The organism is Leisingera aquaemixtae, from assembly GCF_006740765.1.
In the GTDB taxonomy this organism is placed as follows: Bacteria; Pseudomonadota; Alphaproteobacteria; order Rhodobacterales; family Rhodobacteraceae; genus Leisingera; species Leisingera aquaemixtae.
This window is the reverse complement of the sequence record NZ_CP041159.1, coordinates 1,535,128-1,554,654: the sequence shown is the minus strand read 5'-3', so window position 1 is coordinate 1,554,654 and position 19,527 is coordinate 1,535,128. Positions and strand designations below refer to the sequence as shown.

General features: G+C 62.9%; 23 protein-coding genes. 7 read left to right on the top strand and 16 right to left on the bottom strand.

All coding sequences use genetic code 11. The annotated features are described in order from the left end of the window. The 5 genes from R2C4_RS09220 to R2C4_RS09200 form a co-directional block, all read right to left on the bottom strand. Positions 1-1,140 (bottom strand): acyl-CoA dehydrogenase family protein, encoded by a 1,140-nt coding sequence (locus tag R2C4_RS09220; RefSeq protein WP_141890403.1) that lies wholly within the window; start codon positions 1,138-1,140, stop codon positions 1-3. A 327-nt stretch (positions 1,141-1,467) separates the two neighbouring features. Continuing rightward, entirely contained in the window at positions 1,468-2,046 is a 579-nt protein-coding gene (locus R2C4_RS09215) for a formyltransferase family protein (protein ID WP_141890402.1), read from the bottom strand. After that, positions 2,036-2,722 carry a GNAT family N-acetyltransferase gene (locus R2C4_RS09210; protein ID WP_244940810.1) on the bottom strand — a complete coding sequence of 229 codons (687 nt, stop codon included), beginning with the start codon at positions 2,720-2,722 and terminating at the stop codon, positions 2,036-2,038. Before R2C4_RS09210 ends, R2C4_RS09215 begins: the two co-directional genes overlap by 11 nt. Beyond that, on the bottom strand, positions 2,719-3,165 hold the full coding sequence (locus R2C4_RS09205; protein WP_141890401.1) for a phage virion morphogenesis protein: 447 nt from the start codon (positions 3,163-3,165) through the stop codon (positions 2,719-2,721). Before R2C4_RS09205 ends, R2C4_RS09210 begins: the two co-directional genes overlap by 4 nt. Before the next feature lie 2 nt (positions 3,166-3,167). After that, on the bottom strand, positions 3,168-3,509 hold the full coding sequence (locus R2C4_RS09200) for a gp436 family protein (RefSeq protein WP_141890400.1): 342 nt from the start codon (positions 3,507-3,509) through the stop codon (positions 3,168-3,170). Between the two features lie 163 nt (positions 3,510-3,672). Here R2C4_RS09200 and R2C4_RS09195 point away from each other — a divergent pair, with 163 nt between their 5' ends. Next, positions 3,673-5,502 carry an O-linked N-acetylglucosamine transferase, SPINDLY family protein gene (locus tag R2C4_RS09195; RefSeq protein WP_167510252.1) on the top strand — a complete coding sequence of 610 codons (1,830 nt, stop codon included), beginning with the start codon at positions 3,673-3,675 and terminating at the stop codon, positions 5,500-5,502. Between the two features lie 77 nt (positions 5,503-5,579). On the opposite strand, the gene R2C4_RS09190 is transcribed toward R2C4_RS09195, so the two are convergent. From R2C4_RS09190 to R2C4_RS09180, 3 genes are all read right to left on the bottom strand, one after another. Further along, a complete protein-coding gene (locus tag R2C4_RS09190) occupies positions 5,580-6,182 on the bottom strand; it encodes a L,D-transpeptidase (protein ID WP_058286994.1) in 603 nt (200 codons plus the stop codon). Between the two features lie 148 nt (positions 6,183-6,330). Further along, a complete protein-coding gene (locus R2C4_RS09185) occupies positions 6,331-7,365 on the bottom strand; it encodes a fatty acid desaturase (protein WP_058286993.1) in 1,035 nt (344 codons plus the stop codon). A 203-nt stretch (positions 7,366-7,568) separates the two neighbouring features. After that, complete coding sequence (locus tag R2C4_RS09180) at positions 7,569-9,068, bottom strand: CoA-acylating methylmalonate-semialdehyde dehydrogenase (protein WP_058286992.1); 1,500 nt, start codon at positions 9,066-9,068, stop codon at positions 7,569-7,571. A 136-nt stretch (positions 9,069-9,204) separates the two neighbouring features. Between R2C4_RS09180 and R2C4_RS09175 the strand changes: the two genes are divergently transcribed. The 3 genes from R2C4_RS09175 (at position 9,205) to coaD (ending at position 11,213) form a co-directional block, all read left to right on the top strand. Beyond that, on the top strand, positions 9,205-10,101 hold the full coding sequence (locus R2C4_RS09175; protein ID WP_141890398.1) for a LysR family transcriptional regulator: 897 nt from the start codon (positions 9,205-9,207) through the stop codon (positions 10,099-10,101). Between the two features lie 55 nt (positions 10,102-10,156). Next, the gene (locus R2C4_RS09170; protein WP_058286990.1) at positions 10,157-10,591 is read left to right on the top strand and encodes a CBS domain-containing protein; all 435 of its coding nucleotides are present in this window, start codon (positions 10,157-10,159) and stop codon (positions 10,589-10,591) included. Positions 10,592-10,712: 121 nt separating this feature from the next. Continuing rightward, positions 10,713-11,213, top strand: coding sequence for a pantetheine-phosphate adenylyltransferase (gene coaD / locus R2C4_RS09165; RefSeq protein ID WP_141890397.1), 501 nt, complete (start codon positions 10,713-10,715; stop codon positions 11,211-11,213). 154 nt (positions 11,214-11,367) lie between these two features. Here the strand turns inward: coaD and R2C4_RS21230 are convergent, their stop codons facing one another. Continuing rightward, positions 11,368-11,511, bottom strand: a complete 144-nt coding sequence (locus R2C4_RS21230) for a hypothetical protein (protein ID WP_167510251.1) — start codon at positions 11,509-11,511, stop codon at positions 11,368-11,370. 76 nt (positions 11,512-11,587) lie between these two features. Next, positions 11,588-12,589: a type I glyceraldehyde-3-phosphate dehydrogenase gene (gap, locus tag R2C4_RS09160; RefSeq protein ID WP_141890396.1), complete on the bottom strand. Its 1,002-nt coding sequence runs from the start codon at positions 12,587-12,589 to the stop codon at positions 11,588-11,590. A 244-nt stretch (positions 12,590-12,833) separates the two neighbouring features. Between gap and R2C4_RS09155 the strand changes: the two genes are divergently transcribed. Next, on the top strand, positions 12,834-13,796 hold the full coding sequence (locus R2C4_RS09155) for a DUF808 domain-containing protein (protein ID WP_141890395.1): 963 nt from the start codon (positions 12,834-12,836) through the stop codon (positions 13,794-13,796). A 10-nt stretch (positions 13,797-13,806) separates the two neighbouring features. Here the strand turns inward: R2C4_RS09155 and R2C4_RS09150 are convergent, their stop codons facing one another. Continuing rightward, positions 13,807-14,316: a hypothetical protein gene (locus R2C4_RS09150; RefSeq protein WP_141890394.1), complete on the bottom strand. Its 510-nt coding sequence runs from the start codon at positions 14,314-14,316 to the stop codon at positions 13,807-13,809. Positions 14,317-14,398: 82 nt separating this feature from the next. Then, positions 14,399-16,420, bottom strand: a complete 2,022-nt coding sequence (tkt, locus tag R2C4_RS09145; RefSeq protein ID WP_141890393.1) for a transketolase — start codon at positions 16,418-16,420, stop codon at positions 14,399-14,401. A gap of 245 nt (positions 16,421-16,665) precedes the next feature. On the opposite strand from tkt, the gene R2C4_RS09140 reads away from it, so the two are divergent. Next, on the top strand, positions 16,666-17,502 hold the full coding sequence (locus R2C4_RS09140; protein ID WP_141890392.1) for a coiled-coil domain-containing protein: 837 nt from the start codon (positions 16,666-16,668) through the stop codon (positions 17,500-17,502). Further along, on the top strand, positions 17,502-17,897 hold the full coding sequence (locus R2C4_RS09135; RefSeq protein ID WP_141890391.1) for a cell division protein ZapA: 396 nt from the start codon (positions 17,502-17,504) through the stop codon (positions 17,895-17,897). The genes R2C4_RS09140 and R2C4_RS09135 overlap by 1 nt, the downstream gene beginning before the upstream one ends. Positions 17,898-17,976: 79 nt before the next feature. On the opposite strand, the gene grxD is transcribed toward R2C4_RS09135, so the two are convergent. The 4 genes from grxD to R2C4_RS09115 all read right to left on the bottom strand — a co-directional run bounded on the left by grxD (position 17,977) and on the right by R2C4_RS09115 (position 19,507). Continuing rightward, positions 17,977-18,339: a Grx4 family monothiol glutaredoxin gene (grxD, locus tag R2C4_RS09130; RefSeq protein ID WP_058286982.1), complete on the bottom strand. Its 363-nt coding sequence runs from the start codon at positions 18,337-18,339 to the stop codon at positions 17,977-17,979. Positions 18,340-18,446: 107 nt separating this feature from the next. Beyond that, the gene (locus R2C4_RS09125; protein ID WP_141890390.1) at positions 18,447-18,680 is read right to left on the bottom strand and encodes a hypothetical protein; all 234 of its coding nucleotides are present in this window, start codon (positions 18,678-18,680) and stop codon (positions 18,447-18,449) included. 6 nt (positions 18,681-18,686) lie between these two features. Continuing rightward, a complete protein-coding gene (locus R2C4_RS09120) occupies positions 18,687-18,923 on the bottom strand; it encodes a BolA/IbaG family iron-sulfur metabolism protein (protein ID WP_141890389.1) in 237 nt (78 codons plus the stop codon). A 65-nt stretch (positions 18,924-18,988) separates the two neighbouring features. Further along, entirely contained in the window at positions 18,989-19,507 is a 519-nt protein-coding gene (locus tag R2C4_RS09115; protein WP_244940809.1) for a hypothetical protein, read from the bottom strand. Between the last annotated feature and the right edge of the window lie 20 nt (positions 19,508-19,527).

Sequence of the window (19,527 nt, the reverse complement as noted above, 5' to 3'; positions counted from 1 at the left end):
TTACTCTGCAATCAGCTGGCGCGCGACGATCAGGCGCATGATCTCGTTGGTGCCTTCCAGGATCTGGTGGACCCGCAGGTCACGCACGATCTTCTCGACGCCGTAGTCGGCGAGGTAGCCGTAGCCGCCGTGCAGCTGCAGGCAGCCGTTGGCCACGTCAAAGGCGGTGTCGGTCACCATCAGCTTGGCCATGGCGCAGAACTTGGTGGCGTCATGGGCGCCGTTGTCCAGCTTCCACGCCGCCTGGCGCAGGAAGGTTCGGGCGGCCTGCAGGCGGGTTTCATATTCAGCCAGCCGGAACTGCAGCGCCTGGAACTGGTTGATGGATTTGCCGAAGGCCTTGCGCTCGGACATGTATTGCACGGTCTGGTCCAGCGCTGCCTGGGCGCCGCCCAGGGCACCCGCCGAGATGTTCAGGCGGCCGCCGTCGAGGCCTGCCATGGCGTAGGAAAAGCCCTTGCCTTCCTCGCCGATCAGGTTGTCCGCCGGGATCGCGCAGTCGTCGAACTGCACCTGCGAGGTGGGCTGCGCCTTCCAGCCCATCTTGTCCTCCAGCGCGCCGAAGGAGAGGCCGGGGTTGCCGTCCTCGACCACCACAGTGGAGATGCCCTTGGGCCCGTCCTCGCCGGTGCGGCACATCACGACATAGGCGTCGGAGTAGGAGCCGCCGGAAATGAACGCCTTGGTGCCGTTCAGCACATAGCCGTCATTGCTGCGTTCGGCGCGGGTTTTCAGCGCCGCCGCGTCGGAGCCGGAGCCGGGTTCGGTCAGGCAGTAGGAGAAGATCTTCTCCATCGAGCAGAGGCTGGGCAGCCATTTCTGCTTGGTCTCTTCGGAGCCGAACTTGTCGATCATGCCGCCGCACATGTTGTGGATCGACAGGAAAGAGCCAACGGCGGGGTCGGCCATTGCCAGCGCTTCGAACACCAGTGTGGCGTCGAGGCGGGACAAACCGGAGCCGCCGTATTCTTCGGAGACATAGAGCCCGCCAAAGCCCAGTTCCGCCAGCTGCGGCCACAGGGATTTGGGGATGGTGCCGTCTTTCTCCCACTGGCGGGAGTGCGGCGCGATGTTTTCCTGGCCAAAGGCTTGGGCCATGTCAAAGATGGCCTGCTGTTCCTCTGTGAGTGCGAAATCCATATTCAGCTCCTCCCGTGGCGCAATGAATTGAACAGTTGTTTATTTAATAGCGCCCGGCGGACGCTGAGGCAAGCTGCGCAAATGCAAAGCCGCCGTGCAGCAATGCCGCAGGTGTAGCGGGACATTTCGCGTTGCAGTGCGGGACACTTCCCGTTGCAGCAACCCGTTTTTGAAAATCCCCTGATTTCTAGGGTTTTTCCGGGGTGGTTTCCAGCCCCGGCGGGGCGGGAATAGCGGCTGCCGAGGCGGCGGCCTCGGGACACTTCAGACTGCAGTAGTGATAAAGCCGCCGCCCAAACCGTTTAAATCCGGCGGGCGGCGGTGAATTTAAAGGGCGTTTGACAGGGCCGTAAAGCTAACGGACCTTACTGCAGCCTCCAGGAGGTTCGCCCCGATGGGTGCCAGCGCCCGTTTCCACAGGCCTAGCGCAGTTTCCCCCGGCAGGATTTGGACCCGCTCCTGTAGACGCTTGCCGTAGGCTACGACAGCAGGACCGGCATCAATCTCCGGTGTCATCCAGTAGACTGTCCCTCCAGTGAACCGGCCGCCGTTTGCCAGGCAATCCCGGATCGCGTGCTGGCCTTTGTAATCCGGCAGAATAGAGGGGTGGTAGCTGATGGCACCCAGCCGGGACCATTGAAGGAACCAGGCGGGGACGATGCGCAAGGAATGCGCGGAAACAATCAGGTCGGGCCGCCAGGGGAAATCCGCGCTGAGCAACGGCAACCGGCGCGGCTTTACGCAGTGGGGCACGCCCAATTCCTCTGCCGCAGCCTTGGCCAACTTATCCTCAGGTTCTGTGATCAGTGCGAGCTCAATGCCTTGGCCTGAGAGGCGGCGCAGCACCTCGGCAGCCAACCAGGAGCAGCCGATAACGGCCACGCGGAAGGGTTCTTTACTCGACATAGCGAAATCCTTGTACCGCCCGGAAGTGACCGCCTAAACGGCCCTTGACGCTGTCCCGCGCCTTAGACGAGGGCTGGCCCAAATTCGCGGAAACCTGCGCCCAGAGCGGGTGCCCTCTGAGCGCTGCAGCCAACCCGGGGTGGGACGTGTGAAAGAGAGACGGCATCGGGCGGCCGTAGCGGTTCACGCCCCGGCGCCAAAGTGCGCAAACTTCATTCAGAAAGCGCAGGCCGAGGCCAGCGCCCTGCCATTCGGGCATGATCACAAGACGGCAAGCGCGGGCTTCCACCAGGCCCGGCCGGGGCGCAAAGGCGACATGCGCAACGGGTTGGTCGCCGACAAAGCCGACGTAATAATCCGCCGCGACCATGCGGGGCAGTTTCAAGTAGTGATGCGGCTCAAACAGGGGCCAGTAGGAACCGTCGGTCTTGTGAATGTCCATTGCGATGCCCGGGGGCCGTCGAAGACGCCTCCATTTAAGTTCGGCGGCGCGGGTGGTGTCCTGAATTGCGCCCAGGGTAGACACCAGAACGGCTGGTGCCGGAACCCCGCGCTTTTTCAGTTCGGTCAGATCGAACTTGCCCGCAATAGTCATGCAGCGCGCCAGGTGCGGCAGGCGCTCCTTGACCCCGCTGCACACCGCATCCGTCAGGCTGTTGAGGTGATCCTCGCTCATGCTAGGTGATCCCCCCAAGTGCCGGTGACAAGATCGGCAAGGTCCAGCTCATCGTCCCGGGATATTCCGAGATAAGGGCGCGCGGGAATCCCGGAGCCGGTTTCCTCTCCGCCAAACTGGTGGTGCGCGCCGTAGATCAGCGCAGTGCCTACCTCAACTTCGGAGCCAGTTGCATAACTCGCGATGCTGTCGCGCAGGTCGCCGTCACTCACCAGCAGCGAATGGGCATCGTAGTCGCGGGTTTCGTCGTAGGCTTCCGACCAGGGCGCCCATTCCGCGCCGTCAGGCGCTAGCCGGGTGTCAAAGCGGCGGCGCGTGGAGATTTCCAGGACCGCCCCGGCATCATCCGCCAGCTCGGCCATCCGGAAGCCTTCCAGGGCCGAAAGCCGCCGGATCGCGGCGTCCAGGCCGATGGTGGTGAGTGAGGTGGAAACACCGGCCATGTTCAGAGGCCCCGCAGTTTGTCGCGGGTGAATATCCGGGCCGGGCCGCCGGACACGACCGGACGCGGGCCGGATGGGGCCGCGGGTTCGCCGGTTTCCTCATCGCCCGGCGCGGGCAGGTTCAAAAACGCCTTGCCCTCGGCCAGCTTGGCCAGGTGCTTGATGCTGTCTTCGTAGCGGCGGCGGTGTTCTTCCGAAAGGACGTCCCGTCCGAGGGCCAGACGGTACAGTGCAAGGTCCACGCTGAATTGCTTCAGAAGCGCTGGAACTTCGGGCAGCGGCAGCGTGTAACGCACACCCAAGTAGCTGTCGATCTCTTCCTTGGCCGAAGCCAAGCAGCGCATGAGGCCTTTACTGCAATATGAAGTGTCCCCTAACAGCCGCAGGGCTGCGCGGGCGCGATGGTGGTCTGGTCAGGAGAAAATTAACAAACTTCGCGGAAACTCTGTCCCAAACAGATCACTCGCAGGTGAATCCTGCAGAGGCATTCCAAAAGGAGCACACGCAGTGGCGAACTCTCAGGCGCAGCATTTCCTGGCCCCCTCGGGACCCGAAAACCCGGACCGCACAAAACAGGAATTTGCCGGCGCGGTCAGCAGCAACGCCCGCGCCGATTTCGCGCTGTCGATGCGGCACGGGATGGTCAAGCAAACCAGCGGCACCCCGCAGGCCCAGGCTGTCGCGTTGTATGCAAAAGCCCGTAAACTGGCGCTGAAACGTCAGTTCAGCGACGCTGAATACCTACTGCGCGAGGCGCTGAAGCTGGATGACAAAAACCGGCTGATCTATGCCGCGCTCGGCGAAGTTCTGGAAATGATGAACCAGCACGACAAGGCGATCCTGGCCCATATCGACGCGCTGCGGCTGGATCCTTCGAACTCAAAATGCCTGTCCTACATCGGCAGTTACCTGATGCGGCTGAACCAGGATGAGGAGGCGGCCAACTATTTTGACGCGGCGGTGAAATTCGACCCGAATAATGCGACGGCGCTGGCCCGGCTGGTCTATCTGCGCCGCCGGATCTGCGACTGGACCGATCTGAACAACCGGGAAAAGCGGGTTCAGGTGTTCCGCAAGACGGATGTCGGAATCGACCCGTTTGCCCTTCTGTCGATGGTCGATGACCCGGGCTTGCAAATGAAGTTCTCGGTGAAGGCCGCGGAACTGGCCAAGGCCGATACCTCCGCAACCAAATTTGAACGCCCGCGGGCGGAAGGGCGCAAGATCAGGCTGGGGTATTTCTCAAACGACTTCTTCAACCACGCCACCATGTATTTGATCGGGCGGCAGCTGGAACTGCATGACCGCGACCGGTTTGAAATCTACATCTACGACTATGGCGAGGTGAACGACCATGAAGGCCGCCTGCGGGCCGAGAACGCCGCAGATGTTTACAAGCAGGTGTCGAGCCTGGAAAACGACGAGATCGCTGCCGTTGCGCGTGAGGATGGCCTGGATATTGCTGTTGACCTCAAGGGGTACACCAAGGGCAACCGGGTGAACATTTTCAACAACCGGCTGGCGCCGGTGCATGTGACCTATCTGGGGTATCCGGGAACGACCGGGGTGGATCAAATGGACTATATGATCGCCGATGCGGTCACGATCCCCGAAAAGCTGCGCAAATTCTACACTGAAAAGATCCTCTACATGCCGGACTGCTATCAGCCGAATGATGATCAGCGCGCGGCCGCGGATACTGTTCCCTCCAGGGCTGAGGCCGGGCTGCCGGAGGAGGCATTTGTGTTCTGTTCCTTCAACAGCCCCTACAAGGTGTCGCCGGATGAATTCGACATTTGGATGAAACTGCTGCAGCGGGTGCCGGACAGCGTTCTGTGGTTCTATGCGCCAAATGACAAGGTCCAGGAAAACATCCTGAAGGAGGCCAAGAAACGCGGCATCGGGCCGGACCACATCGTGTTCGCGGGCTTTGCCGGGCAAAAAGAGCATCTGGCCCGCTTGCAGCTGGCGGACGTGTTTCTGGATGCCTTTGCGGTGAATGCCCATACCACGGCCAGCGACGCGCTGTGGGCAGGGGTGCCGGTTGTCACCAAAACCGGCAAGCAGTTTGCCGCGCGGGTGGCCACCAGCTTGGTGCATTGCGCCGGGGTCCCCGAGCTCGCGGTTGCCACCCCGCAGCTGTACCAGGCGCTGGCTTTGAAACTGGCGCGGGACAAGGACTATCTGGCGGAAATAAAGGCGCGGGTGAAAGAGGGGATCAAGACCGGCCCGCTCTATGACACAGAGAAGTTCACCCGCAATTTTGAGGCGCTTCTGGAAAAGACGCTGGAGCGTTTCAATGCCGGGCTGAAGCCGGATCACATCAGTCTGAAGTGAGACTGCCGCAGATGAAAGAAGGGCGCGGGATCACCCGCGCCCGTTTCATTTGCAGGCAGCTCGTCAGCGCTGAGGGATCACAGCAGCCGGACCTGGGTGCCGACCTGCACCAGCTCGTACAGCTCTTCCACGTGCTGGTTATAGAGGCCGATGCAGCCGGAGGAGCTTTGGCGGCCGATCTTGCGGGTGTCGTGGGTGCCGTGGACCAGATAGGCAGGCCAGTCCAGATACATCGCCCGGGTGCCCAGCGGATTGCCCGGGGCGCCGCCTTCGATGCGGACCGGCAGCGTCGGATCGCGCTCGCGCATCGACTGGGTCGGAGTCCAGCTGGGATTTTCCGCTTTGCGCACAATTTGGGAATAGCCGCGCCTTGTCAGTTCCTCGGTCATCGGCACGGAGGAGGGGAACAGCCGGTAGGTTTCACCGTCCGGGCCCCAGTAATGCAGCGCCCGGGAACTGATGTCGGCCAGCAGGCAGCCCTTGCCCAGCTGATCGAAATGATCCTGCCAGTCCTGCTGCGAGAAGGCGGAGAGATTGCGCTGCACCGGAACCTCGTCACGGATGGCCGGCTCGTTCTGCGGGAAGGCGTCTGTCGACTCCGCGCGCAGGATGGCGGGGGTAGCCAGGGTCGCGCCCAGGCCCATCAGGGTGGCGCGGCGGGTGATACGGAGTTCTGTCATTGTTTCCTCTACCGTGCTGCTCAAAAACTCTGGGCAAGATAAGCACCGGCTCAGGAATTTCCAGAGGCGTCAAAGCGCTGCGGCAGCGCCTCACGGGTTTGTGTAGGCCCGGACGGCAATTTTCTGCCGCCCGGACCGGATCAGGGTGTCAGGCGTAAAGCCGGCGGGCCTGGGCGAAGGACAGCAGCCGGCAGCTGTCTTCGTCCCACAGGTGCAGCCGGGCGTTGGCAAGGCTTTCGCGGATGGTCATGCGGTTGCCCTCGGCCAGCTCCGCGTGGTCGCGCAGCACTTCGGTCAGGCGGTAGAACGGGATGCGGCTGTAGAGGTGATGCACGTGGTGAATGCCGATATTTGCGCTGAGCCACTGCAGCACCGGCGGCAGCACGTAATGCGAGCTGCCGTGCAGGGCGGCGTCGTGCAGCTGCCAGTCCTCCTCCTGGGTCCACTGGGTGGTTTCGAACTGGTGCTGCACATAAAACAGCCACAGGCCGGCGGTGGCGGCGATCAAGGTGGCAGGCAGGAAGATCAGCAGCAGCGGCATCAGGCCGCCGAAATACCAGATCAGCCCCAGCGCCGCGAGGATTGCCGCGTTGGTGCCCATGGCGCTGATCCAGTAGCGGGCCTGGCCGGTCAGCCCGTAGGGGATGCGGTTCTGCAGGAAGAACAGGTATCCGGGGCCGATGCCGAACAGGGTCACCGGGTGGCGGTAAAGCCGGTAGACCAGCCGCTCCCAGCGGCTTGCGGCGCGGTATTCGGCCACCGTCATGGTGTGGATGTCGCCCATGCCGCGCTTGCCCAGGTTGCCGTGGGTGCTGTGGTGGATCGAATGGGTGCGGCGCCAGACGTCATAGGGCGTCAGCGTCAGCACCCCGATGATGCGGCCCACCCAGTCGCTGACATGGCGGTTGGTGAAGAAGGAGCCGTGGCCGCAGTCGTGCTGGATTGTGAACAGGCGCAAGAGGAAGGCGGCGATGCAGACGGAAAGCGCAAGGGTGAGCCAGTAGCTGACCGACAGCGACCACCAGGCCGCAGCCCAGAGCAGCAGGAAGGGGACCACCGTCACCGCCAGCTCGAATGCGCTGCGCGCCGGGTTGGGTTCTCGGTATTGGGCCAGGATTTTGACCCAGTCGCGGGCGGTTCTTGCAGCTGCCTGCGGCTGGTTCGGGTCGGGTGTCTTGCTCATGCGCCTGCCGTCTGTTTGTCCGTTGGTGACCGGATAGACGAGTTACGCCGCGGAACAAGGGGAATTTGGCTGAAAACCATATTTTAAACCGGACCGTGCCGCCAAAGGCGCCGGCCGTCGTGGCGGCGAATCCTCAAAAATCATGCGGCACAGAAAAAGGCCCCGGAAAATCCGGGGCCTTTTTCTGATTTCCAAGCAAGGACTTAGTCCATTGCCTTGAAGTTGAACTCGCCGCCTTCCTTGATGCCCGAGGGCCAGCGGGAGGTCACGGTTTTGGTGCGGGTGTAGAACTTGAAGCTGTCCGGGCCGTGCTGGTTCAGGTCGCCGAACATCGACTTCTTCCAGCCGCCGAAGGTGTGGTAGGCCAGCGGCACCGGGATCGGCACGTTGATGCCCACCATGCCGATGTTCACACGGGACGCGAAGTCGCGCGCGGTGTCGCCGTCACGGGTGAAGATCGCGGTGCCGTTGCCGTACTCGTGGTCCATCGCCAGCTTCAACGCTTCCTCGTAAGTGCCTGCGCGCACAGTCGAAAGCACCGGGCCGAAGATCTCCTGCTTGTAGATGTCCATGTCGGGGGTGACGTGGTCGAACAGGTGGGCGCCGACAAAGAACCCGTCCTCGTAGCCCTGCAGTTTGAAGTCGCGGTTGTCGACCACCAGCGTGGCGCCCTGGTCAACGCCGGACTGGATCAGGCCCAGGATGCGGTCCTTGGCGGCCGCGGTCACAACCGGGCCCAGGTCGACGTCGTCGCCTGCGGTGTAGGGGCCGACTTTCAGCTTTTCGATCCGCGGGATCAGCTTTTCGATCAGCTTGTCGGCGGTTTCCTCACCGACCGGCACCGCAACCGAGATCGCCATGCAGCGTTCGCCGGCCGCGCCGAAGCCTGCGCCGACCAGCGCGTCAGCGGCCTGGTCCAGATCGGCGTCGGGCATCACGATCATGTGGTTCTTGGCGCCGCCGAAGCACTGGGCGCGCTTGCCGTTAGCGGTGGCGCGGGAATAGATGTACTGCGCGATCGGGGTGGAGCCCACGAAGGACACGCCCTGAATGATTTCGCTGTCCAGAATGGTGTCAACCGCCTCGCGGTCGCCGTTCACCACCTGGAACACGCCTTCGGGCAGGCCTGCCTCGACGAACAGTTCGGCCAGCATCAGCGGCACGGAGGGGTCGCGCTCGGACGGCTTCAGCACCACGGCGTTGCCGCAGGCCAGGGCCGGTCCGACGTGCCACAGCGGCATCATGGCGGGGAAGTTGAACGGCATGATCGAGCCGACAACACCCAGCGGCTGGCGCATGGAGTACATGTCGATGCCGGGGCCTGCGCTGTCGGTGAATTCACCCTTCAGCATCTGCGGCGCGCCGACGCAGTATTCGATCACTTCCAGGCCGCGCTGCAGGTCGCCCTTGGCGTCCGGGATGGTCTTGCCGTGCTCGCGGCTCAGCGCCTCGGCCAGCTTGTCCATGTCGCGGTTCATCAGGCCAACCATCGCCATCATCACGCGGGCGCGCTTCTGCGGGTTGGTGGCGCCCCATGCGGGCTGTGCCGCCGCGGCTTTTTCGATGGCGTCGGTGGTCTCAGACGCGCTGGCCATCGGGCATTTGTACTGCACTTCGCCGGTTGCCGGGTTGAAGACATCGTCAAAGCGGCCCGAGGTGCCGGAGACGATCTTGCCGTTGATAAAGTGGCCGAGTTCTTGCATCGGTTCCTCCTCTGTTCATGTTGCCTTCATCGTAGGCTTGCAAAAAACATCGGAAAAGAGGAAAGATTTCAAAGAGGCTTTGCAGTAACGCAAAAGGTTAACGGAGCGTTAGCAGGAACACGGAGGAACCGGGCCGATGGATCCCCAGTGGGATGATATGAAAGTGTTTTTGGCGGTGGCACGGGAGGCGAGCCTGTCCGGCGCCGGCCGCATTCTGAAGATGGACCCGGCGACAGTCGGCCGCAGGGTTGCCCGGTTCGAGGCGGCGCTGGAGACTCCGCTGTTCGTGAAATCGCCGCAAGGCTATGCGCTGAGCGCGGCCGGAGACCGGCTGCTGATCCATGCCGAAGCCGCCGAACAGGCGATGCGGGCGGGCACAGAGGCGCTGACCGGCCCCAATGATACCCTGTCCGGCCAGATCCGCATCGGCGCGCCGGATGGTGCCGCCAACTACATCCTGCCGCAGGTCTGCGCGCAGATTTCCGAAGACAATCCGGATCTGGACATTCAGATCGTGGCGCTGCCGCGGGTGATCAACCTCAGCCGCCGCGAGGCGGATATGGCGGTCACGGTCAGCGCGCCGACGGCGGGCAAGCTGCTGGTGCAGAAAATCTGCGACTACCAGCTGCATCTGGTGGCCTCGCGCTACTATCTGAAGGACCACCCGCCGATCACCAGGCTGGAGGATCTGAAGGGCCACAAGATGATCGGCTACATCCCGGACATGATCTTCGACAAGGAGCTCGACTATCTGAACGACATCGGGGTCGAGCGGGTGGCGCTGGCCTCCAACTCGGTCTCGGTCCAGATCAAGATGGCGGCGCAGGGCACGGCCGTCTGCGTGGCGCATGATTTCAGCCTGCCGGCCCACCGGATGCTGCGCAAGATCCTGACCGACAAGGTGAGCCTGACGCGCAGTTTCCACCTGGTGCGCCACCAGGGCGACCAGCGCAGCGAGCGGCTGAACCGGTTTGCCCAGGCGTTGTCCAAGGGCATCCGCGACGAGGTGGCCCGGCTGGAATCCTTGACTTAAAGCTGCGTTGCGGCACAGTTATTTATAACGCGCCATATTTTAGGAGGTCTGCAGCGTGCTCGTTCAGGTCATTTTGAAGTCCAAAGCCACCAGCGGTGTGGTCACCGTCAAACCGGATGCCAGCGTGTCGGATGCCGCCCGGCTTCTGGCAGAAAACAAGTTCGGCTCTGTTGTCGTGTCCGCGGACGGGGTAACGCCTGATGGCATCCTGTCGGAGCGGGACATCGTCCGGGAATTGTCGAAGGAAGGCGCCGCCTGCCTGGACAAGCCGGTCAGCGGCTATATGACGCGCGAGCTGGTGACCTGCACCACCCAGTCGAATGTGGGCGAGCTGCTGAAGCAGATGACCGAGGGGCGGTTCCGCCACATGCCGGTGGTCGAGGACGGAAAACTTGTGGGAATCGTGACCCTTGGCGATGCGGTCAAGGCGCAGCTGGCGCAGGTGGCGATGGAGAAGGACGCGCTGCAGGACATGATCATGGGGCACTGAGCCGCAGGCGGGAGTCCGGAGGCTGAGCCGCAAGCGGGGCATCCGTATTTCTGCCCCCTTGCATTGCCATCCGCAAATATGTTTGCGTGCGCAGAAATTCTGACAAGGCAGGAGGCCGCCCATGCGTGTGGGTCTGTATCCCGGCACCTTTGACCCGATCACCATCGGGCATATCGATATCATCCGCCGCGCCAGCGCGCTGGTGGACAAGCTGGTGATCGGCGTCGCCATCAACCGCGACAAGGGTCCGCTGTTCCCGCTGGAGGAGCGGGTGGGGATGATCGAGGCGGAATGCGCCAAGCTGAGCGAGGAGACCGGCACCGAGATTGTCGCGCATCCGTTCGAGAACCTGCTGATCAACTGCGCCCGCGACGTCGGTGCCCAGATCATCGTGCGCGGCCTGCGGGCGGTGGCCGATTTCGAGTATGAGTTCCAGATGGTCGGCATGAACCGCGCGCTCGACAGCTCGATCGAGACCGTGTTCCTGATGGCCGAGGCGCGGCATCAGGCGATTGCCTCCAAGCTGGTCAAGGAAATCGCCCGGCTGGACGGGGATGTGTCCAAATTCGTCACCCCGCTGGTCAATGAAAAGCTGCTGGAGCGCTTGGGCAAGACCGCCTGAGTTTGCACAGCAGAGCTGACTGCGGCAAAGCCGGGCTGACGCCCGGCTTTGTGCTTTCGGCGGCGCGCTGCGCGCGCGGGCAGGGGCTGGCGCCCCTGCTAAGTCGACTAAGAGGGGGGTGGCGCACGCCGAGGCAGCGGCAGCGGCGGGCGGATCAGCGCCAGAAAGCGACCCAGTCGATCAGCGCAAACAGCTTCTTGCCGAGAAAGATCATGTGCCGGTCGCCGAAGAGGATAATGTCAATGACGGCGGCGGCAATCAGGAACAGGCCCAGGACAAGGGCAATCCGGTTGGTCATGACAGCTCCGCCGCAAAGGAAAACGCCCGCCCAGATAACCTGAGCGGGCGTGAAGTCTCAAGGGGTTAGGCTGGGATCAGCCCAGTTTGCCCATGGCAACGGCCACGTCGGCCATGCGCACCGAGAAGCCCCATTCGTTGTCGTACCAGGCCAGCACGCGCACCATGCGGTCCTCGACCACACGGGTCTGGTCGGGCGCGAAGATCGAGCTTTCCGGGGAGTGGTTGAAGTCGACGGAGACCAGCGGCGCCGGCTCATAGCCCAGCACGCCCTTCATCGGGCCCTCAGCCGCTTCCTTGACGGCGGCGTTGACCTGCTCGGCGGTCACGTCGCGGCCGGCGCGGAAGGTCAGGTCCACGGCGGAGACGTTCGGGGTCGGAACGCGGATGGCGGAGCCGTCCAGGCGGCCTTTCAGGTTCGGCAGCACTTCGCCCAGGGCCTTGGCGGCGCCGGTCGAGGTCGGGATCATCGACATGGCGGCGGCGCGGGCGCGGTACAGGTCCTTGTGGCGGCGGTCCAGCGTCGGCTGGTCGCCGGTGTAGGCGTGGATGGTGGTCATGATGCCGTGCTCGATGCCGAACGCCTCGTCCAGTACCTTGGCCAGCGGCGCCAGGCAGTTGGTGGTGCAGGAGCCGTTGGAGATCATGGTATCGCCGGCTTCCAGCTGGTCATGGTTGACGCCATAGACGATGGTCTTGTCGACGTTTTTGCCAGGGGCGGACAGCAGCACTTTCTTGGCGCCGCGCTCCATGTGCGCCTTGGCCTTCTCGCCGTCGTTGAACTTGCCGGTGCATTCCAGAACCACGTCGCAGCCCGACCAGTCCAGCTCAGCCACGTCGTAGGTGGAGAACATCTGCATGTCACCGCGGCCCAGGTTCATGGTGCCGTCGCCGATGGTCACCTCACCCGGGAAACGGCCATGCACGGAATCGTACTTGATCAGATGCGCTGCGGTTTCCAGCGGCCCGGTGGCGTTCACCTTGATCACTTCGATGTCGTCGCGGCCCGAGGCGGCGATATGCGACAGGGTGCAGCGGCCGATGCGGCCAAAACCGTTGATCCCGACTTTGATGGTCATGAGTACGTCTCCAAGCGAGCAAAAACCTTTGGCCGCCATATAGACCGGCGGCCATGTGGTCTAAAGGGGTAAAAGCGTCATTAAATGAAACTGTTAGCGCAAAATCATGATGTTGGCGGTAACGTTCTGCGGCGGTGGCGTTAACGGAAATCCGCGGCTCTGGCGCGGTTGCGCTAACGCTTGTGCTGCGCCGCGGAAGCGGGCAGATTGCCTGTTAAAGCGGATAGGTTTTGAGGATTTTGGCATGAGCGGATTGCTGGCGCTTCTGGATGACGTGGCGGGGATCGCCAAGGTGGCGGCGGCCTCCGTTGATGATGTGGCGGCGGCGGCGGGCAAGGCCGGCGCCAAGACCGCCGGGGTGATCATCGACGATGCTGCGGTGACGCCCAAGTACCTGCAGGGGTTTGCGCCTGCGCGCGAGCTGCCGATCATCTGGCGCATCACCCGCGGCTCCCTGTTCAACAAGCTGATCCTGCTGCTGCCGGTGGCGATGCTGCTGGCGAACTTCGCGCCCTGGGCGATCACGCCCTTGCTGATGCTGGGCGGGTCCTACCTGTGCTTCGAGGGGGCGGAGAAGATCTTTCACGTGCTGTTCCCGCACGCCAGCCATGCCATTGACGAGGACATGAGCATCAAGGACCCCGGCCATCTGGAGGAGCAGAAGATCAAGGGCGCGATCAAGACCGATTTCATCCTGTCGGCGGAGATCATGACCATCGCGCTGGCCGCCATCGAGGCGCCGACGGTGTGGATGCAGGCGGCGACGCTGGCGGTGGTTGCCATCGGTGTGACGCTGGCGGTCTACGGCTCTGTCGCGCTGATTGTGAAGATGGACGACGTGGGGCTTTACCTGGCGCAGAACGCGCTGACCTCCCCGGGCCGGGGCCTGGGGCGCGGGCTGGTCAAGTTCATGCCGGTGCTGATGAAGATCCTGTCGGTGGTCGGCACCGCAGCGATGCTGTGGGTCGGCGGCTCCATCATCATCCACGGGCTGGAGGTGCTGGGCTTTGGCTGGCTGGGCCATCTGATCCACGACTGGGCCTATGCCGTGGGCCACGCGGTGCCTGCCGCCTGGGAAGGCTTTGCCGAGTGGAGTGCCAAGGCGGCGATGGACGGGGTGTTTGGCGTGGTGCTGGGGCTGCTGCTGATCCCGCTAGCGACCAAGGTGATCGGTCCGGTGGTCGGACGCTTTAATGCGAAAGGGTAGGAAGCTACCTCTATTCGTCCTTTTTCTTCCAACCTAAAATCGATAGCCAATCTATGTGAGGGCCAAGCAGTTCCAGCTTTGAAGAGTCTATGACTCTTCCCTTTGTGAGCTGCTTCTCACAACTCGCAATGTATTTTTGGATTTCACGCCAAATATCTTGGTTGCTGTTCTGGTCCTCGGGCCAAATCTGATGCTCAGGGGCTAACTTAAGAGTTCTAAAAGTGAACACCTTTCGACGACTTATCGGATTCCGCTTCTTTTCAGCGCTCAGGTAGTCTCCTCGGATCTGACTGCCAAGAAAGTACAGCCGGATATAACCTATGATTTCGTTGAACTCCCACGGCCCGTACTTTTCATAGATGTGTTGGTCCAGGGCACTCTTTGTTTCTTGGGGAATTGGCCGCCCCGCAACAGATAGCCAGTTCTCTTCATGTGGACGAATTTTAGTTTCTTCCCTCCACTTATAGTACTTTGATCTACTCAGCCGATAAACGGGAAGATCAAAGAAGTATTTTTCCATCTGCGAAAGTACCTTGTGAGCGATGCAACAAAAAAGGGGCAACCAATCGGATGCCCCTTTAGATTAAGGTAATTGCGATAGCTTACGCCAGCAGCTCTTTCACCTTGGCCACTGTGCCTTCAGCCGTGATGCCGAACTTCTCGAACAGCTCGCCTGCAGGCGCAGACGCGCCGAAGCGGTCCATGCCGACGAAACCGGCTTTCTTCTCCTGGCCGCGCTCGCCCAGCAGCCAGCGGTCCCAGCCGCCGGCGCGCACGGCGGCCTCGATGCCGACGCGGACCGGGCCTGCGGGCAGGACCTTGCGGCGGTAGGCTTCGTCCTGCTCTGCAAACAGCTCCATGCAGGGCATGGACACCACGCGGGTGCCGATGCCCTCGGCCTCCAGCTTGGCCTTGGCCTCCATCGCAACCGAGACCTCGGAGCCGGTGGCGATCAGGATCACCTGGCGCTTGTTCTCTGCCTCGGCCAGAACATAGGCGCCTTTTTCGACCATGTTGCTGAGCTTGTGCTCGGTCCGCACGGTCGGCAGGTTCTGACGGGTCAGGGCCAGCACCGAGGGGGTGTCCTTGGCGGTCAGGGCAATCTCCCAGGCCTCGGCGGTTTCCACGGTGTCGGCCGGGCGGAACACATAGGTGTTCGGGGTCGCGCGGCAGATGGCCAGATGCTCCACCGGCTGGTGGGTCGGACCGTCTTCGCCGACGCCGATCGAGTCGTGGGTCATCACAAACACGGTCGGGATCTTCGACAGGGCGGCCAGGCGCATCGCCGGGCGGGCATAGTCGGTGAAGCAGAAGAAGGTGCCGCCGTAAGCGCGCACGCCGCCGTGCAGGACCATGCCGTTCATCGCTGCGGCCATGCCGTGCTCGCGGATGCCCCAGTAGACATAGCGGCCCTTGCGGTTGTCGGTGTCAAAGACGCCCAGGTCGCCGGTCTTGGTGTTGTTGGAGCCGGTGAGGTCGGCGGAGCCGCCGACGGTTTCCGGCATGATCGGGTTGATCACTTCCAGCACCATTTCCGACGACTTGCGGGTCGCAACCGATGGCTGGGTCTCGGAGACCTGCTTTTTCAGCGCCTTGATGGTGGCCGACAGCTTCTTGGGGGCCTCCAGCGCATAGGCGCGGTTGAAACGGTCCTGCTTCTGCTGCGACAGCTCGGCAAAGCGGGCTTCCCAGGCTTCGCGCTCGGATTTGCCGCGGGCGCCGATTTCTTCCCACTGCGACTTGATCTCTGCCGGAACTTCGAACGGGCCGCCGGTCCAGCCGTAGGCGTCCTTGGCCGCCTGCAGCTGGTCCTTGTCGGTCAGCGCGCCATGGCCCTTGGAGGTGTCCTGCGCGGCGTGGCCCAGGGCGATATGGGTCTTGCAGGCGATCATCGACGGTTTTTTCGACTTCTTCGCCGCTTCGATGGCCTCGTCGATGGCTTTGGGGTCGTGGCCGTCGATTTCCAGCACCTGCCAGCCCGACGCCTTGAAGCGCTGCACCTGGTTGGTGCGGTCGCTGAGGTCAACGGTGCCGTCGATGGTGATGTTGTTGTTGTCCCAGAAGACAATCAGCTTGCCCAGCTGGTGGCGGCCTGCAAGGCCGATGGCCTCCTGGCTGATGCCTTCCATCAGGCAGCCGTCGCCGGCGATCACATAGGTGTGGTGATCGACAACCTTACGCCCGTAATGGGCGCGCTGCATTTCCTCTGCCATGGCAAAGCCGACGGCGTTGGAGATGCCCTGGCCCAGCGGGCCGGTGGTCACTTCGACAGCGTCGACCAGGAAGTTTTCCGGGTGGCCCGCGGTGATCGCGCCCATCTGGCGGAAGTTCTTGATCTGATCCAGGGTGACTTGGCTGTCGCCGGCAAGATACAGCAGCGCATAGATCAGCATCGAGCCGTGGCCAGCCGACAGGATGAACCGGTCGCGGTCCGGCCAGGACGGGTTGGATGCATCAAATTTTAGGTGTTTTTCAAACAGAACGGTCGCCACATCGGCCATGCCGATCGGCATACCGGTGTGGCCGGAGTTGGCGGCGGCGACGGCGTCCAGGGCCAGCGCGCGGATGGCGGCGGCCTTGTTCCAATGCTCGGGATTGGCGGTGCGCAGGGCTGTCAGGTCCACTGGGATTGTTCCTTTGGCGTTACAGGCAATTGGTGCGCTCAATAGCAGCGATGAGCCAAAGATCAAGCACGGTTGCGCGCATGTCTGCTGCCCTGCGCGAAGTTGGCGCGGCAAGTGGTTGAAAGACAAGGGGGGGTGTTTTATCCCTGATAGGGAATAACTGGCCCATGTCAGAGGCGCGTGCGCGATTCGCGCAGGCACCGGCAAAAGAAGAGTGAACTGATGTGGACGGGTGAGGGACAGGCATGAACCAGATCGAAGAATTGCAAGGCCGCATCCAGGCCGCGCTGGAGCGCATCAGCGCAGGCACGGCAGCTCTGCAGGAGGCCCGCGCGGCGGACCAGGTAAAGGCGGCGGAAGCCGCCGCAGCAGCCGCCAAGGCTGCCGAGGAGGCGGCTGCGAATGCCGCCAACGAGGCGCTGGAGCAGGCTCTGGATGAAGAGAAAACCGCCAACGCCCAGCTGGAAGAGCGGGTGAAGGTGCTGCACGCCCGCCTGCAGGAGGCCGAAAGCAAGGCGCCTGCCGGCGCTGATGACGTTGCGGCAATGCAGGCGGAGCTGCAGCTGCTGCGCAACGAGGCCGGCGACCCGGCCGAAAAAGAAGCGCTGCGGGTCGAAGTTGCGCGTTTGAAAAGCCAGATTGAGGCCGCAGCCAACACTGCCGCCAGCGACAGAGAGCGGCTGGAAGACCAGCTTGCCGAAGCGCAGGCCGCAAATGACAGCCTGAAGGCCCAGTTGGAGGAGCCCGGCACCTCCGCCGCGCAGCCCGCTGCAGAGCCGTCCGCGGCACCGGACATGAGCGCAGAGATCGCGCGCCAGAACGAGGCCCTTCTGCGGCTGGACAGTGAATTGCAGCAGCTGCGCCAGGCCAATGAGGAACTTCGCGCCTCCAACGCGGCGCTGCGCGAGGCCAACGCCCAAAGCCTTGGCGATGCCGGGCTGATCAATGCCTCGATGGAGGCGGAAATCGAAGGCCTGCGCGCAGCCCAGGCCAGCGACCAGGCCCAGGTCAACGCGGTGCTGGCAAAGCTGGAACCGCTGCTGGCCACCGCCCGCAATCTGCCGGAAGGAGAGGAAGTCTGATGCCCGAAGTGACCATTCATATCGGCGGCCGCGGCTTTGAAGTGTCCTGCCAGGAGGGCGAGGAAAGCTATCTGCACTCTGCCGCCAAGATGCTGGACGACGAGGCGCAGGTGCTGTCTGACCAGATCGGCCGGATGCCCGAGGCGCGGATGCTCTTGATGGCCGGGCTGATGCTGGCCGACAAGACCGCTGCCGTCGAGGACCGGATCAAGGAAGTGGAGGCCGAACTCGCCGAGCGCGTGCAGGAGCTGGAAGCGCTGAAAAACGCGCCCCCGCCGGAGCCTGAACGGGTCGAGGTGGCGGTGGTGCCGCCGCAGGTGACCGAAAGCCTGGCCGAACTGGCCGCCCGCACCGAGGCGCTGGCCCAGCAGGTCGAGGAACAGGCGGCAAGCTGAGGTTTTTGCCCCAAGCCGTTGCCCGAAAAAGGAAAAGGCGCCGCTGGGGCGCCTTTTTTCTTGCCGCTGCTGACGGAAATCAGGCGTTGGCTTCGCGGATCTTGTCGGCTGCTTCCTTGTTGAAGGAAATGCCGTTGTCCTCGAACAGGGTGTCCAGCTCCGACGACAGGGCCATCTCGGTGATGATGTCGCAGCCGCCGACAAACTCGCCCTTCACATAGAGCTGCGGAATGGTCGGCCAGTCAGAATACTCCTTGATGCCGGACCGGATCTCTTCGTCCGCCAGCACGTTCACGTCGGTGTAGTCGACGCCGATATAGTTCAGCACCGCCGCCACGCGCGAGGAGAAGCCGCACTGCGGCATTTCCTTGGTGCCTTTCATGTAGAGCACCACGTCATTGGCTTTGACGGTTTCGTCGATGCGGTTCTTTGCGTCGGTCATATCTCTATTTCCTTTCGGCTGCTGCGCCGTTTGCGTTGGCCGTCATATAGGCAGTTTCGCGGGTTTTGCCAATCCGCCCCGTCGGGCATACCGGGACCGGTTCTACGCTATTTCCGGTTGCTCTTGGGCACGAAGAAGCGCGCGTATTCCTGCGGGTCTTTGGGAACCTTCCAAGTGCGAACGGATCCGCCGCCCATGCCCGACTGATAGTCGGAACGCAGGGTGTGGTAGTCCGGGTCCGTATCATCATCCTCCAGCGGGCGGCGGCGCTGGGAGACGACCGCAACAACGGCGGTCATGACCACAATGCCGAGCACCAGAATGGAGGCGAACAATGACATGGAACGTTATTCCGGCGCCTTGGTGGTCAGCGCCAGCGCGTGCAATTCGCCCGCGGGGCCGTCCATCTTGCCTTTGAGCGCGGCATAGACGGCGCGCTGCTGCTGGACGCGGTTCTTGCCGCGGAAGCTTTCGTCGACGACCATCGCCGACATGTGAACGCCATCGGTGCCGCCAACCTGGATTTCGGCATCCGGGAAAGCTGCACGCAGCAGTTCTTCGATTTCGTGGGCTTGCATGGGCATCCGGGGAAGTCCTTTGTCTTGTTTGCCAAAAATGTAGGGGGGCGCCGGAGGCTGTGCAAGCAGGATTAGCAGCCGTCCCGGGCAAAGGGGGCCAGGCTTTCGACAAAGTCCGGCAGGCTGGCCAGCGCCTCCTGTACGCTGTCCTCCTCAAAGTCCCAGACCGACGCGGGGTTTTCCGGGCACAGCGCCCGGGTCAGTTCTGCGCAGCGGTCCTGCAGGGGCGTGGGCAGCGGCAGCGCGGCAGCCTCCTGCAGCACCAAAAGCGCCTCGTGGATCGGGCGCACCACCCGCAAGGCATGGGTCATATGGGTGAGCAGGTCGGGGTCATCGCGCCAGGTTTCGCCGCCGAACAGGTCTTGCGTCACCCGCTGCCCGGCGCCGGCGCAGGAGTAGGCGGCGCAGCCGCCAAAGCCGCATTTGGCCAGATCCTCGTGGATGGTGCAGCGGAAATCCGGGGCGAGGTTGGGGCAGGGCGTGTCCGCGTCCTTCAGCAGGCCGAAATCCTCATGCGCCTCAAACGGATAGGCCACGCAGCAAAGGCCCGCGCAGCGGCTGCAATCCTCTGTCAGGTCAGGAAGGGTCATGGGCCGGTCCCTGTGTCATA

Bases quoted from the DNA above. Each gene is read 5' to 3' on its own strand.
- R2C4_RS09220 (WP_141890403.1), bottom strand. From the start codon at position 1,140: ATGGATTTCGCACTCACAGAGGAACAGCAGGCCATCTTTGACATGGCC.
- R2C4_RS09215 (WP_141890402.1), bottom strand. From the start codon at position 2,046: ATGTCGAGTAAAGAACCCTTCCGCGTGGCCGTTATCGGCTGCTCCTGG.
- R2C4_RS09210 (WP_244940810.1), bottom strand. From the start codon at position 2,722: ATGAGCGAGGATCACCTCAACAGCCTGACGGATGCGGTGTGCAGCGGG.
- R2C4_RS09205 (WP_141890401.1), bottom strand. From the start codon at position 3,165: ATGGCCGGTGTTTCCACCTCACTCACCACCATCGGCCTGGACGCCGCG.
- R2C4_RS09200 (WP_141890400.1), bottom strand. From the start codon at position 3,509: ATGCGCTGCTTGGCTTCGGCCAAGGAAGAGATCGACAGCTACTTGGGT.
- R2C4_RS09190 (WP_058286994.1), bottom strand. From the start codon at position 6,182: ATGACAGAACTCCGTATCACCCGCCGCGCCACCCTGATGGGCCTGGGC.
- R2C4_RS09185 (WP_058286993.1), bottom strand. From the start codon at position 7,365: ATGAGCAAGACACCCGACCCGAACCAGCCGCAGGCAGCTGCAAGAACC.
- R2C4_RS09180 (WP_058286992.1), bottom strand. From the start codon at position 9,068: ATGCAAGAACTCGGCCACTTTATCAACGGCAAGATCGTCTCCGGCACC.
- R2C4_RS09175 (WP_141890398.1), top strand. From the start codon at position 9,205: ATGGATCCCCAGTGGGATGATATGAAAGTGTTTTTGGCGGTGGCACGG.
- coaD (WP_141890397.1), top strand. From the start codon at position 10,713: ATGCGTGTGGGTCTGTATCCCGGCACCTTTGACCCGATCACCATCGGG.
- R2C4_RS21230 (WP_167510251.1), bottom strand. From the start codon at position 11,511: ATGACCAACCGGATTGCCCTTGTCCTGGGCCTGTTCCTGATTGCCGCC.
- gap (WP_141890396.1), bottom strand. From the start codon at position 12,589: ATGACCATCAAAGTCGGGATCAACGGTTTTGGCCGCATCGGCCGCTGC.
- R2C4_RS09155 (WP_141890395.1), top strand. From the start codon at position 12,834: ATGAGCGGATTGCTGGCGCTTCTGGATGACGTGGCGGGGATCGCCAAG.
- R2C4_RS09150 (WP_141890394.1), bottom strand. From the start codon at position 14,316: ATGGAAAAATACTTCTTTGATCTTCCCGTTTATCGGCTGAGTAGATCA.
- R2C4_RS09140 (WP_141890392.1), top strand. From the start codon at position 16,666: ATGAACCAGATCGAAGAATTGCAAGGCCGCATCCAGGCCGCGCTGGAG.
- R2C4_RS09135 (WP_141890391.1), top strand. From the start codon at position 17,502: ATGCCCGAAGTGACCATTCATATCGGCGGCCGCGGCTTTGAAGTGTCC.
- grxD (WP_058286982.1), bottom strand. From the start codon at position 18,339: ATGACCGACGCAAAGAACCGCATCGACGAAACCGTCAAAGCCAATGAC.
- R2C4_RS09125 (WP_141890390.1), bottom strand. From the start codon at position 18,680: ATGTCATTGTTCGCCTCCATTCTGGTGCTCGGCATTGTGGTCATGACC.
- R2C4_RS09120 (WP_141890389.1), bottom strand. From the start codon at position 18,923: ATGCCCATGCAAGCCCACGAAATCGAAGAACTGCTGCGTGCAGCTTTC.
- R2C4_RS09115 (WP_244940809.1), bottom strand. From the start codon at position 19,507: ATGACCCTTCCTGACCTGACAGAGGATTGCAGCCGCTGCGCGGGCCTT.